Source organism: uncultured Cloacibacillus sp., assembly GCF_963926575.1.
In the GTDB taxonomy this organism is placed as follows: Bacteria; Synergistota; Synergistia; order Synergistales; family Synergistaceae; genus Caccocola; species Caccocola faecigallinarum.
On sequence record NZ_CAWUXW010000005.1, the window covers coordinates 1 to 15,146 of the forward strand.

The 15,146-nt window shown below is 63.2% G+C and carries 13 protein-coding genes; 8 read left to right on the forward strand and 5 right to left on the reverse strand.

Annotation, left to right across the window (positions count from 1 at the left end):
* Positions 1-1,544 (forward strand): iron ABC transporter permease (locus ABGT66_RS11205; RefSeq protein WP_346690711.1); only part of this gene is annotated, 1,544 nt, incomplete at its 5' end.
* Positions 1,544-2,635: an ABC transporter ATP-binding protein gene (locus tag ABGT66_RS11210; protein WP_346689224.1), complete on the forward strand. Its 1,092-nt coding sequence runs from the start codon at positions 1,544-1,546 to the stop codon at positions 2,633-2,635. The genes ABGT66_RS11205 and ABGT66_RS11210, both read left to right, overlap by 1 nt.
* 100 nt (positions 2,636-2,735) lie before the next feature.
* On the opposite strand, the gene ABGT66_RS11215 is transcribed toward ABGT66_RS11210, so the two are convergent.
* Together ABGT66_RS11215 and ABGT66_RS11220 are read right to left on the reverse strand one after the other, a co-directional pair.
* Entirely contained in the window at positions 2,736-4,184 is a 1,449-nt protein-coding gene (locus tag ABGT66_RS11215) for an MATE family efflux transporter (protein WP_346689225.1), read from the reverse strand.
* Positions 4,185-4,393: 209 nt separating this feature from the next.
* Complete coding sequence (locus tag ABGT66_RS11220; protein ID WP_346689226.1) at positions 4,394-5,578, reverse strand: pyridoxal phosphate-dependent aminotransferase; 1,185 nt, start codon at positions 5,576-5,578, stop codon at positions 4,394-4,396.
* A gap of 168 nt (positions 5,579-5,746) precedes the next feature.
* Between ABGT66_RS11220 and ABGT66_RS11225 the strand changes: the two genes are divergently transcribed.
* The 3 genes from ABGT66_RS11225 (at position 5,747) to ABGT66_RS11235 (ending at position 9,480) form a co-directional block, all read left to right on the forward strand.
* Positions 5,747-6,535: a formate/nitrite transporter family protein gene (locus ABGT66_RS11225; RefSeq protein WP_346690713.1), complete on the forward strand. Its 789-nt coding sequence runs from the start codon at positions 5,747-5,749 to the stop codon at positions 6,533-6,535.
* 170 nt (positions 6,536-6,705) lie between these two features.
* Positions 6,706-8,097: an MATE family efflux transporter gene (locus tag ABGT66_RS11230; protein WP_346690715.1), complete on the forward strand. Its 1,392-nt coding sequence runs from the start codon at positions 6,706-6,708 to the stop codon at positions 8,095-8,097.
* Positions 8,098-8,103: 6 nt separating this feature from the next.
* The gene (locus ABGT66_RS11235; RefSeq protein WP_346690716.1) at positions 8,104-9,480 is read left to right on the forward strand and encodes an MATE family efflux transporter; all 1,377 of its coding nucleotides are present in this window, start codon (positions 8,104-8,106) and stop codon (positions 9,478-9,480) included.
* Positions 9,481-9,577: 97 nt separating this feature from the next.
* On the opposite strand, the gene ABGT66_RS11240 is transcribed toward ABGT66_RS11235, so the two are convergent.
* From ABGT66_RS11240 to ABGT66_RS11250, 3 genes are all read right to left on the reverse strand, one after another.
* Positions 9,578-10,099 carry a PepSY domain-containing protein gene (locus ABGT66_RS11240; RefSeq protein WP_346690717.1) on the reverse strand — a complete coding sequence of 174 codons (522 nt, stop codon included), beginning with the start codon at positions 10,097-10,099 and terminating at the stop codon, positions 9,578-9,580.
* A 46-nt stretch (positions 10,100-10,145) separates the two neighbouring features.
* Positions 10,146-11,099 (reverse strand): PTS sugar transporter subunit IIC, encoded by a 954-nt coding sequence (locus tag ABGT66_RS11245; RefSeq protein WP_346690718.1) that lies wholly within the window; start codon positions 11,097-11,099, stop codon positions 10,146-10,148.
* A gap of 247 nt (positions 11,100-11,346) precedes the next feature.
* Positions 11,347-13,167, reverse strand: coding sequence for a DEAD/DEAH box helicase (locus ABGT66_RS11250; protein WP_346690719.1), 1,821 nt, complete (start codon positions 13,165-13,167; stop codon positions 11,347-11,349).
* Between the two features lie 352 nt (positions 13,168-13,519).
* Between ABGT66_RS11250 and ABGT66_RS11255 the strand changes: the two genes are divergently transcribed.
* The 3 genes from ABGT66_RS11255 to ABGT66_RS11265 are packed head-to-tail and all read left to right on the forward strand — an operon-like array spanning position 13,520 to position 15,088.
* A complete protein-coding gene (locus tag ABGT66_RS11255; RefSeq protein WP_346690720.1) occupies positions 13,520-14,077 on the forward strand; it encodes a nitroreductase family protein in 558 nt (185 codons plus the stop codon).
* Between the two features lie 4 nt (positions 14,078-14,081).
* Positions 14,082-14,750 carry a flavodoxin family protein gene (locus tag ABGT66_RS11260; RefSeq protein WP_346690721.1) on the forward strand — a complete coding sequence of 223 codons (669 nt, stop codon included), beginning with the start codon at positions 14,082-14,084 and terminating at the stop codon, positions 14,748-14,750.
* Positions 14,663-15,088: a methylated-DNA--[protein]-cysteine S-methyltransferase gene (locus ABGT66_RS11265; RefSeq protein WP_346690723.1), complete on the forward strand. Its 426-nt coding sequence runs from the start codon at positions 14,663-14,665 to the stop codon at positions 15,086-15,088. The genes ABGT66_RS11260 and ABGT66_RS11265 overlap by 88 nt, the downstream gene beginning before the upstream one ends.
* The last annotated feature ends 58 nt before the right edge of the window (positions 15,089-15,146 follow it).

Consider the following 15,146-nt stretch of genomic DNA (forward strand, 5'->3'; position numbering starts at 1 on the left):
ACGGCGGCCTTTCGCTCGAAAACCTCACGATGGTCTTCTCCAACAGCTACGACAGGCTAGCGCTGATGAACAGCATCTGGCTCGCGATAGCCGTCGCCGTCACGGGCACGGCGCTCGGCTTCTGCTTCGCCTTCGCCGTCGTGCGCATCAAGATGCCCGCGCCCGTGCGCTGGTTCATCGCGGCGGTGACGGTGCTGCCGCTCATCTCGCCGCCATTCACGAGCAGCATCGCGCTGACGCTTTCGCTCGGACCGAACGGCATACTGCTCAACCTGCTCGGCATACCGGACTTCAACATCTACGGCTTCTGGGGCACGTGGATGTCCGAGTCGCTGACATACTTCCCCGTAGCCTTCCTCACCATCTCGTCGGTGCTCGCCTGCATCGACCCGAACTTTGAGGACGCGGGGCTCTCGCTCGGCGGCTCGCCCTTCCGCGTATTCCGCACCGTGACGCTGCCGCTGACGATGCCCGCGATCGCGAACTCGATACTTCTGCTCTTCGCCTGCTCGCTCGCGGACTTCGCTACGCCGCTCGTCCTCGCGGGGCATCAGTTCCCCGTCCTCCCGACGCAGGCCTACCTTCAGATAACGGGGCTCTACGACCTGCGCGGCGGCGCGGCGCTCTCCTTCGCGCTGCTCGTCCCGGCGCTCTTCGTCTTCTTCCTCCAGCGCTGGTGGGTCAGCCGCAAAAGCTACGTCACGGTCAGCGGCAAGTCCGGCGCGCAGACGCGGCCCAAGGGCATCGGCCTCGCGGCCGAGGCTGCGATTCTCGGAGTCTGCGCCGTCGTGATAGCCTTCATCGTATTCCTCTATGCGCTGATAACGATGGGCGCTTTCACAAAAACATGGGGGCTCGACAACAGCTTCACGCTCGACAGCTTCGCATACGTATTCAACCACGGGCGCAAGGCCATCATCGACACGCTGATAATCGCCTGCGTCTCGACGCCGCTCGGCGGCCTCATCGCCGTGCTCGTCGCCTACATCACTCAGCGCAAGTCGTTCCCCTGCAACGCGCTTATGGAGATAGTCTCGCTGCTCAACTTCGCGCTGCCCGGCACGGTCGTCGGCATCGCGTACATCATCGCCTTCAACTCGAGCCCGCTGATACTGACGGGCACGATGTCTATACTCGTCGCGGCCTACGTCTTCCGCTACGACTCGGCGGGCATACGCTCCGTCATAGCGTCGCTGCAGCAGATAGACACGTCGCTCGAGGAGGCTTCGCTGAGCCTCGGCGCGTCGTCCGCGGCGACCTTCCGCAACGTGACGCTGCCGCTCGTCGTCCCGGCTCTGCTCGCGGGCATGAAGTATCTCTTCATCCACTCGATGACGGCGATAAGCGCGACGATATTCCTCGTCTCCGTGAGCTGGTCCCTGCTCACGGCGCGCATCCTCGAATGTATGACGGAGCTGCAGTTCGGCAACGCCTGCGCCTTCTCCGTCGTGCTCATTCTGCTCGTATTCTTGTTCAACGGACTGCTGACGCTTCTTGTCCGGGCCGCGGGCTTCGGCTACAGGGGGCAGGGAGGTAACAGATAATGGCTGTAGAACTTCATCTTCACGACATAAGAAAAACCTTCGTAAAGGACGGCGCGAGCTTCAACGCCGTCGAGCGCGTCGAGCTCGACGTAAAGGGCGGCGAGCTCGTAACGTTCCTCGGCCCCTCGGGCTGCGGCAAGACGACGACGCTGCGCATGGTCGCGGGCTTCGAGACGCCGACCGCGGGACGCATCCTCATCGACGGGCAGGACGTGACGAACGTCATGGTCAACAAGCGCGAGATAGGCTTCGTCTTCCAGAACTACGCGCTCTTCCCGCACATGACGATAGGCGACAACGTCGGCTACGGGCTGAAGATGCGCTCGGAGAGCGGACCCGACGTGACGCGCAAGGTCGCAGAGGCGCTCGAGATGGTCGGCCTCAAGGGCGCGGAAAAGCGTTACCCGAACCAGCTCTCGGGCGGCGAGCAGCAGCGCGTCGCGCTCGCGCGCGTCCTCGTCATGCGCCCGAAGGTCCTGCTCATGGACGAGCCGCTCTCGAACCTCGACGCGAAGCTGCGCCTGCATATGCGCACGGAGATACGCCGCATACAGAAGCAGCTCGACATAACATGCCTCTACGTCACGCACGACCAGAAGGAGGCGCTGACGATGGCGGACCGCATCATGGTCATGAACCGCGGCCGCGTCGAGCAGATAGGCACGCCCTTCGACATCTACACGCACCCGCGCACGCTCTTCGTCGCTGACTTCATCGGGCAGGCCAACGCTCTGCCCGGCACGCTCGAAGCCGCCGAGTCGCCGGAGCGCGGCGTGATGGCGGCGGGCGGCGCGAAATTCCCAGTCAAGCTCTTCGACGACATGGAATACAAAACCGGCGGCACGATACGCCTCATCCTGCGCCCCGAGGCCGTCACGCTCAAATCGCCGGACGAGGGGCTGCTGCGCGGCTGCGTCGAAAGCGCGGTCTTCAGCGGCGACCGCATGGAATACGTCGTAGCTCTCGAAAGCGGAGAAAAGCTCTCCGTCATGGAAAATTACTTCCCCGGAGCGACGCGGCGCGAAGCGGGCGAAAACGTCGGCCTCTGCTTCAACTCGGCGCTCACGATAGCGCTTCCGGAAAAGGGCTAGAAGCGGCGGCGCGAGCTTCGCGCGTCCGCGAAACCGTAAAAAAATCCCCGCGCCTCGAGGCTGCGGGGATTTTTCGTATTCTGCGGAAGCTCCGGAATTTTTACTGCGCGGCGGCGGGCTTCTGCGCGGGCGCCGCGGCGGCGGACTGCTTCGCCTCCGCCTCGCGCTCGGCCTTCTTTATCGCCCAGCGGAAACCCGCGACGTGCGCGCCGAAGGTCACGATCCACGACACGGGATAAGAGAGATAGACGACAGTGACCGTGTGGAAGGCGGGAATCTGGAAGAGCAGGAAAATCCACGCGAGCCTCAGCCCGCACGAGCCGATCAGCGTGACTATAGTCGGCAGCACGGAGTAGCCGAGGCCGCGCAGCGCGCCGACCATGCCGTCCATCAGGCCGCAGAGGAAATATGTCGCCGCGACGATGTGGAAGCGCGAGATGCCCGCCGCGATGACCTCCTCGCTCGGCGAGTAGATGCGCAGCAGCGCGTGGCCGAAGATGACGCACGACATTCCGAGCACCACGCCGACGACGGTGCTGCACGCGAGCCCCGTCTTGAGTATGCGGCGCACGCGCTTCACGTTGCCGACGCCCATGTTCTGGCTCGTGAAGGAGATGATGGCCTGATAGAAGGAGTTCATCGCGAAGTAGACGAACTGCTCTATGTTCTGCGCCGCGGAGTTGCCCGCCATCGTGACGGCGCCGAAGGTGTTTATCGACGACTGGATGACGACGTTCGAGAGTGAGAAGAGCACGCCCTGAATCCCCGCGGGCACGCCTATCTTGAGAATCTTCACGAGCTTGTCGGCGTGGATGCGCGTCTCCGACGGCACGAAGCGTATGCCGCCGCTCTCGCGCATGAGGCAGCGCACGACGAGCGCGGCCGAGACGCACTGCGATATGACCGTCGCGATCGCGACGCCGGCGACGTCGAGGTGCAGATTGATGACGAAGAAAAGGTTCAGCACGACGTTGATGACCCCGGCGACCGCGAGGTAGAAGAGCGGGCGGCGAGTGTCTCCGACCGCGCGCAGCACGGCGCTGCCGAAGTTGTATATCATCATCGGCGTCATGCCGAAGAAATATATGACGAGGTAGAGCGTCGCGAGGCCGAGCACCTCGGCGGGCGTCTGCATGATTATCAGGATTTTGCGCGCGAAGACGACGCCGACGAGCGTCAGGAAAATCCCGCTCGCGACGGCTAGGAACATCGAGGTGTGTACCGTCTCGGAGAGCGCCTTCTCCTCCTTCGCGCCGTAGTAGCGCGCGGCGAGGACGTTCGTCCCTATCGAGACGCCGATGAAGAGGTTCGTCAGCAGCCCTATGAGCGCCGTGTTCGAGCCGACCGCCGCGAGCGAGTTGTCCCCCGCGTAGCGTCCGACGACGATGATGTCCGCGGCGTTGAAGAGCAGCTGCAAAATGCTCGAAAACATCAGCGGCACGGCGAAGAGCAGCATCTTGGGCAAGATGGGGCCGCTGCACATATTTATCTTGAATTGTTTATTGCCGGAGCTGTGCGTGTGTATCGTCCTTATTCTGAAAACGTGCATAAGCCCATACCTGCCTGTAATAAAATATGTGCGCCGCGCGTGCGCGGCGTCTCATTCCCATTTTAGCACCACGCGGCCCTTATGTAACAGCTTTTTAACAAAAATACGGCGGCGGCGCAAAGCTGCGGCGCGCGCCATGAACGAAAAAGGGAGGCGGCGCGCGGCCGGCCTCCCGTCAAAATTCCGAAGCTTCGCGAAACGCGCGCGGCTTACCTGCGCAGCCCCTCGACGGCTTCCTTTATGCGCTTCATGCCCTCTTCGATATAATCGTAGCCGCGGCAGTAGGCGAGCCTGATGTGGCCCGGCATACCAAAAACTTCGCCCGGCACCGTCGAGACGCCGGCCTCCTCGAGAAGCCACGAGCAGAATTTGAAGCCGTCCATGCCGAGCGACGAGATGCGCGGGAAGGCGTAGAAGGCTCCCGCCGGAGTGATGGCCTCGAAGCCCTCGATTTTGTTGAGCCACGAGACGACCATGTCGCGGCGGCGGCGGTACTCCTTAACCATCGCATCGACGTCGGGGCCCGCGTGCGCGAAGGCTTCGACGACGCCCGCCTGCGCGAACGAGTTGGCGCAGGTCGTGAGGTTCTGGTGGCACTTGTTCACGTACTGGCGCATAGCCGCGGGAGCGACTATCCAGCCGATGCGCCATCCGGTCATCGACCACGTCTTCGACGCCGCGGAGACGGTCACGGTGCGCTCCGCCATTCCGGGCAGGCTCGCGATGCTGACGTGCTCGCCGTCGTAGAGGAATTTTTCGTAGCATTCGTCGGATATCACCCAGATGTCGTTCTCTATGGCGAAGGCCGCGATCTCTTCGAGATTCTCGCGCGTGAGCACCGCTCCGCTCGGGTTGTTCGGCGAGTTCAGCAGTATCGCCTTCGTCTTCGCGGTGCGCGCCTTCTTCAAATCTTCTACGTGCAGCTTGAAGCCGTCCTCCATCCTCGTCGCGACGGGGACGAGCGCGCCGTTCGCAATCGCGAGCACGTCTGCGTAGGCCGAGAAGTACGGCGCGGGCACGATGACCTCGTCGCCCGGCTCGAGCAGCGTCAGGAACGACGCCGTCAGCGCCTCCATAGCGCCGTTCGTGATGACGACGTTCTTATCTGCGTCGACGTCCATGCCGTTGTCGCGGCGGTACTTCTCCGCAACGGCGCAGCGCAGGTCGTAAGCGCCCGCCATGTCGGTGTAATGCACGTTGCCCGCGCGCAGCGCCGCGGCCGCGGCCTCCTTCGCGCACTCGGGCGAGTCGAAGTCCGGACGCCCTATCTCCATGTGGATGATGCTGCGCCCCTCGCGCTCCATCTCCTCGGCGCGCGCGAGTATCTCGCGTATGCCGCCCGCCATCTTTATCGAAGCCATACGGCTGTTCGGAAACGTTACCTTGGTCGTCATGAGCATTCCCCCTGCCAATGATTTTACACAACGTATATTATTACAAATCGCGCCGTTTCGGGCAAAAGCCGCTAAAATTTTCCTTCCGCGCGCCGCGGCGCGTTTTTACAGATTTTTGACGGGGGCACGCTATAATAGCCTGAAAAAAAATCCGAGGGGGAAATTTTTATGAGTATCAAGACGCCGGCGGAAATTTCTCAGGCCGCGCTCGCGGCGGGAATCGCGAAGAGCCGGCTCGCGCTCGGGACTATGCTGCTGATGGGCTTCCTCGCGGGAGCATATATAGGAATGGGCGGATATTTCATGCTCGTCGTCACGCAGGACGCGGCGCAGGTGGCGGGCGTCGGCATCTCGAAGCTTTTGGGCGGCGTCGTCTTCTCGCTCGGACTTTTCCTCGTGCTCACCGCGGGCGCGGAGCTCGTGACGGGCAACTGCCTCATGCCTATCGCATACCTTTCTAAGAAAATCTCCTTCGCCGCGATGCTGCGCAACCTCTGCGCAGTCTACTGCGCGAACTTCGCGGGCGCGCTCTTCTTCGCGGCGCTCATATATTCGAGCGGGCTCATCTCCGAGCAGTGCGGCGCGGCTGCGCTCTCGCTCGCGGCGATGAAGTCGTCGCTCCCCGTCTCGTACATGCTCATACGCGGCGTTCTCTGTAATTGGTTCGTCTGCCTCGCCGTCTGGATAGCCTTCGGCGCGCAGGACACGGCGGGCAAGTTCGTCGCCGCGCTGCTGCCGATCTCGGCCTTCGTCGCGATGGGCTTCGAGCACTGCGTGGCGAACATGTTCTTCATCCCGCTCGGCCTCATGCTGAACGGCGGCGCGTTCCCCGCGCTCACAGCCGCGGCCTTTGCGAAGAATCTTTTCTTCGTCACGATAGGCAACGCCGCGGGCGGCGCAATTTTCGTCGCGCTCTTCTATTTCCTGATTTTCCGCAAGGAGCTGACGAAGGCCTAGCCTCGCGGCCCGCGGATAAACGGCGAATTTCTCCCGCCCGCGCAGGGGCGGGATTTTTTTCGCGTTTTACAACGCGAGAATTATTGAGATTGGCGGCGGTTGGTGGTATTTTATCAAGATAAAACATCGACGGCCGGCAACGGATTTATTTAGGGTCTGGAGGTGGAAGAATGGGCTGCTTCAACATCTTCGCCGCCGCGTCGCAGAGCCGCGACGAGCAGCTGAAACGAATGACCGAGGCTCCTATCGGGCCTCTTATAATATCTCTCGCGATACCGACGATTCTGAGCATGCTGACGACCGCGCTCTACAACACCGCGGACACATACTTCGTCTCGCAGCTCGGCACGAGCGCGAGCGGCGCGGTCGGCGTCGTATTCTGCCTCATGGCCATCTTCCAGGCGACGGGCTTCACGCTCGGCATGGGCGCGGGCAGCGTCATCTCGCGCAGGCTCGGCGGCGGCGACGCCGCGTCCGCGAGCGCCTACGGCTCCGCATCTTTCTTCAGCGCGCTGACGCTAGGGACCTGCATCTGCGTCCTCGGACAAATTTTCATCGACCCGCTGATGGTTCTGCTCGGCTCCACGCCCACGATACTTCCCTACGCGCGCGCATACGCGCGGTGGATTCTGCTCGGCGCGCCCGTTATGTGCTGCTGCTTCGTGATGAACAACATCCTGCGCGCGGAGGGGCACTCGGCTTTCGCGATGTGCGGCCTCGTCACCGGCGGGCTGCTGAACATCGTGCTCGACCCGATTTTCATTTTCACCTTCGACCTCGGAATTTCCGGCGCGGCGGCGGCGACGCTGCTGAGCCAGTGCGTGAGCTTCACAATCCTCGCATCGTTCTTCCTGCGCGGAAAGAGCATGGTCGGCATAAGCGTGAAGAATCTCCCGCGGCGCGCGGCGACCTACTGCGAAATCGTGCGCCTCGGCTTCCCGTCGCTCTCGCGCCAGGGGCTCGCGAGCATCTCGACGGCGGCGCTCAACGCGAGCGCAGGAGCCTACGGCGACGCCGCGGTCGCCGCGATGTCCATCGTCGGCAGGATATTCATGTTCATACTCTCCGTGATGATCGGCCTCGGCCAGGGCTTCACGCCGGTCGTCGGCTTCAACTACGGCTCGCGCCGCTACTCGCGCGTGCGCGAGGCCTTCTGGTTCACCGTCAAGGCCGGCATGGCGCTGATGACGGCGCTGACTCTCGCCGGATGGATTTTCGCGCCGGAGATTATCGCGCTCTTCCGCGCCGACGACGCGGAGGTCATAGCGATAGGGACGCGCGCGATGCGCTTCCAGTGCGCGGCGCTGATGCTTCAGCCGCTCTTCGTCGCGACGAACATGATGCACCAGGCCTCGGGCTTCGCGTGGCGCGCGACCTTCCTCGCATGCACGCGGCAGGGCATCTACTTCCTCCCGCTCATAATCGTGCTGCCGCGCATGCTCGGCATGACCGGCGTCGAAATTACGCAGACCGTCTCGGACGCCTTCAGCTTCGCGACGAGCCTGCCGTTCCTATATTATTTTCTGCGAAGACTGAAAGACCAGGAAAGATTCGTGAGGTAACGCTGAATGGCAGATTTTAAGAAATTTTTCTCCGGCATCTTCTCGACCGGCGCGCAGTCGCTGACGGAGGGCAGCATCCCGCTGCTCCTCACGCGCTTCGCGATTCCCTACATGGCGGCGAACCTGCTGCAGGCGCTCTACGGCGCCGCCGACATGATAATCGTCGGACAGTTCACCGACGCGGCGGGACTCTCGGCCGTCTCCATCGGGAGCCAGTTCATCTTCATGATTAACAGCATCGTCATCGGGCTTTCGATAGGCGGCACGATAATGATCGGGCGCTTCTTCGGCGCGGGACGCACGGAGGAGATACACGACACCATCGGGACTATGCTGACGCTCTTCGCTCTGCTGAGCGTCGTCATAACGGTTGGGCTGCTCCTGTTCATCGACCCGATAGTGTGGCTGCTCGGCACACCGGAAGAGTCGTTCGAGCCGACTCGCGGCTACGTCTTCATCAACGTCGCGGGGCTCGCGACGATGTTCGCCTACAACGCGCTTGCGGCGGTCTTCCGCGGCTTCGGCGACTCGACCTCGCCGCTGATGTTCGTCGCGGTCGCCTGCGTGCTCAACATCGTCGGCGACCTCGCGCTCGTCGGCATCTTCGGCATGGGCGCGAACGGCGCGGCAATAGCGACGGTATTCTCGCAGGGATTCTCCGCCTATCTCGCCGTCGTCTACGCGCGGCGCGCCGATTATCACTTCGACTTCAAGCTAGCGAGCATGAGGATAAAATGGGACAAGCTCGTCAACCTTCTGCGCATCGGCCTGCCGATGGCGGTGCAGTTCTCGCTGACGAGCATTTCGTTCATCTTCATACTCGCGACGGTGAGCAAGATGGGCGGCGTCGCGGCTGCCGCGGCGATAGGAATCACGGGAAAGCTCAACGGCTTCACGATGCTGCCGCCGCACTCCTTCGCGGCCGCGATTTCGGCGATGGTCGCGCAGAACATAGGCGCGGGCAAGCCGAAGCGCGCGCGCTCGACGATGTTCTCCGGCCTCGCGATTTCGCTCGCCTTCGGCGTCGTCACCTTCGCGGCGCTCTTCTTCTTCCCCGAGCCGGTGATACGGATATTCACGCCGGACCGCGAGCTCATCGACGCGACGGCGCTCTATCTCAAATCCTTCAGCATCGACTGCGTGCTCGTCTGCCTCGTCTTCTGCCTCAACGGTTTCTTCAACGGCTGCGGCCACACGACCTTCACGATGATGAACAACATCTTCTGCGCATTCGCGGTGCGCGTGCCCGCGACGTGGATTTTAAGCGGAATCGCGGGCGCGAGCCTTTTCACCATAGGCTTCGCCGCGCCGCTCGCCTCGCTGCTGACGATAGTGATAAGTCTCTGGTTCCTCAAGAGCGGGAAGTGGAAGACGCCGAGGTAAGATAAAGCAAAGCTCCCGGCGTCATGCCGGGAGCCGTGAACATCCAGAATTTTGTGTTCGCGCCGTGCGTTTACCGTCACGGTGCGTTTTCAGTAACCTATCCCCGCAGGTCCGCGTTCCAGTCGACTATGCGGCCCGTCCTCGGGTCTATCTCGAATTCGTACTTTATGCCTTCGTGGAAGAGCTCGCCCTCGTAGCGCGCGTCATGTCCGCCGCCCTCGCGGTGCATACGGATGTCCCTGAAATGCGAGCCGGGGACTTTTTTCTGTACGACGCGCTTCGCTTCGTCGATGCTGACGGGGCTGCCGCCGAGCGTGCGCAGCCACTCTTCGCTGACCTCGTAGTCGGCGCCGATGATGCGTCCGCCCTCGCGCGCGACCTCAAAGTCGTAGTCGCCGTAGCGCGTCTCGAACTCTATCTGATAGATGGCGATGCCGTTCTCGCGGTCGCTCTTGATCTCGACGTTGTAGGCGTCCCTCTCCGGCACTCCCGCGTTCTTCAGAGCGATGGCGAACGCCTGCTCGCGTCCTATCTCCGCGCACTGCGCCGGAACGGCCCCCGCGCCCATGACCAGTGCGAGGCAAAGAGCGAGGCACGCGACGGACATTTTTACTTTCACGATACATTCCTCCCTGATGGAATTGTTGTCAGTATATGATACCAGATTACAGGTCGAGCTTCATCTCTCCGGGCTTGATGAAATTCATCCGCCGCATCGCCTCTGCTATGACGAGCGTCGTCACGGCGGGCAGGACGAAGTGCATCAGCGCGATCTGCATCAGCACGGCGGGCGAGCTGCCCATCGCCTCGATTGCGCCGAACTGACCGACGAGGCCGCTCGTCCCCATGCCCGCACCCGACGGGACGTTCGTCATCTTGAATACGACCGTCGATATCGGGCCGAGGATGAAGCTCGCGAGCGTCGGCGGAATCCAAATCATCGGATGGCGCACGATGTTCGGCATCTGGAGCATCGAGGTGCCGAGCCCCTGCGACAGAAGCCCCGCGACGCCGTTCTCGCGGAAGGACATGACCGCGAAGCCGACCATCTGCGTCGAGCATCCGACCGCCGCGGCCCCCGCCGCGATACCGGAGAGGTTCAGCGCCACCGCGATGGCCGCGCTCGATATCGGGAGCGTGAGGATCATGCCCATTATCGCGGAGACGAGCGCGCCCATCGGCCCCGGCTGGAGCTCCGTCGCGCGCATTATCACGAGGCCGAGCCACGTCATCATCGCGCTCACGGGCGGGCCGATGAGCTTTCCCGCGGCCATGCCGGCGATGACGGTCAGCGCGGGCGTCGCGATTATATCCACCGGCGTCTCCTTCGAGACCGCCTTGCCAAACTCCGCGCCCACTATCGCCGATACGAAAGCGCCGACCGGCCCGCCCCACGCGTTGCCGGCGAAGCCCGCCGCGGCGCACGAGAAGACGACCATAGGCGGAGCCTTGAGCGCCTGAGCGACGGCGACCGCGATGGCCGGGCCTACCATCTGCCCGGCGAGGCCGCCGAACTCGACGAGTATCGGAATCCCACACTTCGAGCCGATCGTCTTGAGTATCAGCCCCGTGATGAGCGACGCGAAGAGCCCGACGCCCATAGCGCCGAGCGCGTCCACGAAGTAGCGCGAGAAAGAAAAACGAATGTCCTTGCGTGCAAGGAAGGCCGAGATTGGATTGGATGAAGACGACAATTTTACCGCCCCGTTCAAAATGGATTTCCGCAGCGATTGTATTAAGAACGGCGTACACTGTCAAATTCGCGTAATATATCTCTTTATCGCCGCGCGTCAGAAAAGGCCGGACGCGCCGCGCGCGCATAAAAAAGCGCCGCGCGGGAAATTTCCGGCGCGGCGCTTTTTTATGCTATTCGTCTTTATATTTCGGGAATTTTCTGCGTCCGCCGCTTTCGCCGTCGCGCGTCCGGCGCGGGCGGAAGCTTTCGCGGCCTTCACGCGGCTCGCGGGCTTCGCGGTTTTCGCGGCGCGGCGCGCGGTCGCCGGTTCTTCTCGGGCGTTCGCCGTCTCCCTTGATTTCGCGCATCGCGGCTATCGGCAGGCCCTCTTTCTCAAGACGTTCGCGGCGCGCTTCGATGTAGGAGGCTCCGCGCGGCGATATTTCGACGACGGCGCTCGTGTCGCGCAGGCGGATGTTGCCGACGTCCTCGCGTCCGAGCCCCGCGCCGCGGCATATCGCGCCGAGCAGCGGGCCGACCTCCCAGCCGTCGTTGCGCCCCGCGGCGAACTGCACGGAGAGGCCGCCGGTCATTTCGGGCTGCTTGAAGCGTTCTTTGCGCGCCGCGTCTTTGCCGTTTCCGCGCTGCGCCGCGTCGCGGCGTCCCTTTTCGCGGTCCATCTCGAACTGCACGTCCTCGCGTATCGAGTAGCCGCTCGGCTGGTCGCCGTAGGCCTTCGCGAGAAGCCCCGAGACGAGCACCGGCGCTTCCTCGCGCGACAGGAGCTCGCGCGCCCATTCCTCGAATTCGTCGGATTCCAGCGCGTGCTCGATGATGTTGTTTTCAAAGCGGATGCGCGACTGCCCTTCTATTTCCGCCGCGTCCGGGGCCGGTATCCATTCGAGCGTCAGCTTCGAATGCGACTGGTGCAGCATGAATTTGAACTGACGCGCCTCGCGCGCGGTGAGCAGTATCAGGTTGCTGCCCTCGTGGCCCGCGCGGCCGGTGCGTCCGCTGCGGTGGACGAAGGCTTCGAGGTTCTGCGGCAGTCCGTACTGTATGACGTGGCTGACTGCGTCGATGTCGAGGCCGCGGGCCGCTACGTCGGTCGCGACGAGTATGGAGACGCGGCCGCCGCGCAGCGCCGAGAGCGCGTTGTTGCGCTCGCGCTGGCTCATGTCGCCGTGTATCGCCGTGGCGCGGAAGCCTATGTCGCAGAGACGGTCGGCTATGTCCTGCGTTTCTGCGCGCGTTCCGCAGAAGAGCAGAGATTTGCTCGGGTTCTCCCATATCAGGACGTTGACGAGACCTTCAAAGCGCTTGCGCGACGGGATGATGTAGGCCTTCTGTGTGATGTCGCTGTGCGAGGCGACGTCGGAGACGAGCGAGATTTTCTTCGGCGCGTCGAGGTAGAGCTTCGTCAGCGAGAGCACCTCGGGCGGCATGGTCGCGGAGAAGAGCCACGTGCGTTCGACGTGGTCCATCGCCTGAAGTATCGCCTCCATCTCGTCGTGGAAGCCCATGTCGAGCATGTGGTCTCCCTCGTCGAGCACCACGCTCGTGATGTCGTCGGTCTTGAGCGTGCCGCGGCGCAGGTGGTCGAGGATTCGCCCGGGCGTGCCGACGACTACGGAGGCCCCGTCGCGCAGCGAGCGTATCTGGCGCTCCATGTCGAGGCCGCCGACGAGCGTCGCGACGCGGACGCCCATATCCGAGCCGAGCCAGGCGAATTCGCGCGCCGTCTGCTGCGCGAGCTCGCGCGTCGGCGAGAGCACGATTATGCGCGGCGTGCGCGCGCCCTGCTCCATTTCGTTGAGCAGCGGCAGCGCGAAGGCGAGCGTCTTTCCGCTGCCGGTGCGCGCCTGCACTATGAGGTCGTCGCCGGCGAGGCTCTCGTCGCGCAGCACGGCGGTCTGCACCGGCATCGGGTGCTCGAAGCCCTTGCGCTCCAGCGCGCGCAGCAGCTCCGGCCTTAGGTTGAAATCTGTGAATCTTTCCTGAATTTCCTGCATTAAAAAATTTTACCTCCTGAAAATATACGGACACGCGCGGGCCGGGCGGCGCGCTCGTGCGCTCCGCAGCGCGGCAGTATCACGCTGTCCCCTATGCATCCGGCACAAACATTCCCGTGCCGCGAAAATCTATCAAATCGATGAGAAGAAACGAGAAATTTCGTTCGCAGGCGATACGCGGTGCAAAGAACCTTCATGCGGTGCGCGGCCTTTTTATCGGGCCGCCCGTCCGAAGACGGCTAAACTTCATTATATGTTCGCCGCCGTTCCTCTGTCAACACGCGCGCACTTGCGCTTTCGCGCCGCCGCGCTATCATTGAAGCGGAACGCTAAACGAAGGGAGCGCGAAAAAATGGATTTTCTCGAACTTGCGAAGGAACGTTACTCTGTAAGAAAGTTTTCCGACAAGAAGGTCGAGCGCGAAAAGCTCGACGCGATACTCGAAGCGGGACGCTGCGCGCCGACCGCGGTGAACTACCAGCCGCAGCGCGTGCTCGTGCTCGAAAGCCCCGAGGCGCTTGAAAAGCTCAAGGGCCGCACGCCCTACCACTTCCACGCGCCGCTCGCGCTGCTCGTCTGCTACGACCGCGAGGCGAGCTGGAAGCGCTCGTTCGACAACTGCGACATGGGCGCTGTGGACGCGGCCATCGTCACGACGCAGATGATGCTCGAAGCCGCGTCGCTCGGCCTCGGCACGACGTGGGTCGGCTACTTCGACCCCGCGGAGGTGCGCAAGGCCTACGAGCTGCGCGACTACCTCATCCCCGTCGCTATACTGCCCGTCGGCTATCCCGCTGCGGACGCCGCGCCCGCGCCGTTCCACGAGAAGCGGCTCGCGCGCGAAGAGACGGTGTTCTTCGACAGCTTCGACGGCGTGAAGCCCGGCAGCCGCGAGGCCGGCGCGCACTAACGCGATGAAGATAATCATATTCGACGGCGGCCCGCGTAAGGGCTGGAACACGGCGCGAATGTGCGAAAGCTTCGCCGCGGGCGCGGCGGAGGCTGGAGCGGAGGTCGAGACGGTACGGCTTTACGACCTCGACTTCAAGGGCTGCCGCAGTTGCTTCGCATGCAAGGTCAAGGGCGGCGCGTCGTACGGCAGATGCGCGCAGCGCGACGGCGCGAGCGGGCTGCTTGAACGTGCGGCGCAGGCCGACGGCCTCGTCTTCGCCTCGCCGGTGTATCTGTGGACGGTGACGCCGCAGCTCCACGCGCTGATAGAACGGCTCGTCTTTCCCTTCATCAGCTACGGCAAGGGATATCCGACGCTGGCGCCGAAACGCGCGGAGACGGCGATGATTTACACGATGAACGTCAAAGAGCCGCTCTTCGAAGAAAAATTCATAAACGGCGAGGGCGGCCCACTCGCGGCCTTCGAGAATTTCATCGGCCGCGTCTTTACGAAGCCGGAGCGCGTCTGCGCATTCAACACGACGCAATTCTCTGACTACTCGAAATACGACGCCGACGGTTGGGACGAGGCGGAAAAGAAAATATGGCGGGACGAAGAATTTCCGAAGGAGCTGGCGGCCGCGCGCGAGGCGGGGCGTCGCATGGCGGAAAAGATAAAGGCGAAGGGCTAGCCGCGCGCGCGGAGGCCGCGACGTTTTTCGAGCGTGTCTACGAAATCGTGCGCGCGATACCGCGCGGCCGCGTCGTCAGCTACGGGCAGATAGCCTATATGCTCGGCGCTCCGCGCGCGGCGCGCCAGGTCGGCTGGGCGATGCGCCGCTGCCCCGACGATCTGCCGTGGCAGCGCGTCGTGATGAGCGACGGCTCGATAGCGGGCGGCGGCTACTCGGAGCTGCGCCGCGCGAAGCTTATAGCCGAGGGCGTGCCGTTCACCGACGACGGGCGCGTCGACATGCGCGCCTGCCGCTGGAACGGACGCGCCCAAGCGCGCGCGGATTCCGGCGATTGACGGCGGCGCGCGCAGGCTGCAAAAATTTTTCATCGTCTATGCGCCTTTGCAAAGCGCG

Coding starts and splice junctions, on each gene's coding strand:
- ABGT66_RS11255 (WP_346690720.1), top strand. CDS start 13,520: ATGGATTTTCTCGAACTTGCGAAGGAACGTTACTCTGTAAGAAAGTTT.
- ABGT66_RS11215 (WP_346689225.1), bottom strand. CDS start 4,184: ATGCACGTTTTCAGAATAAGGACGATACACACGCACAGCTCCGGCAAT.
- ABGT66_RS11265 (WP_346690723.1), top strand. CDS start 14,663: ATGGCGGGACGAAGAATTTCCGAAGGAGCTGGCGGCCGCGCGCGAGGC.
- ABGT66_RS11210 (WP_346689224.1), top strand. CDS start 1,544: ATGGCTGTAGAACTTCATCTTCACGACATAAGAAAAACCTTCGTAAAG.
- ABGT66_RS11250 (WP_346690719.1), bottom strand. CDS start 13,167: ATGCAGGAAATTCAGGAAAGATTCACAGATTTCAACCTAAGGCCGGAG.
- ABGT66_RS11260 (WP_346690721.1), top strand. CDS start 14,082: ATGAAGATAATCATATTCGACGGCGGCCCGCGTAAGGGCTGGAACACG.
- ABGT66_RS11220 (WP_346689226.1), bottom strand. CDS start 5,578: ATGACGACCAAGGTAACGTTTCCGAACAGCCGTATGGCTTCGATAAAG.
- ABGT66_RS11235 (WP_346690716.1), top strand. CDS start 8,104: ATGGCAGATTTTAAGAAATTTTTCTCCGGCATCTTCTCGACCGGCGCG.
- ABGT66_RS11225 (WP_346690713.1), top strand. CDS start 5,747: ATGAGTATCAAGACGCCGGCGGAAATTTCTCAGGCCGCGCTCGCGGCG.
- ABGT66_RS11230 (WP_346690715.1), top strand. CDS start 6,706: ATGGGCTGCTTCAACATCTTCGCCGCCGCGTCGCAGAGCCGCGACGAG.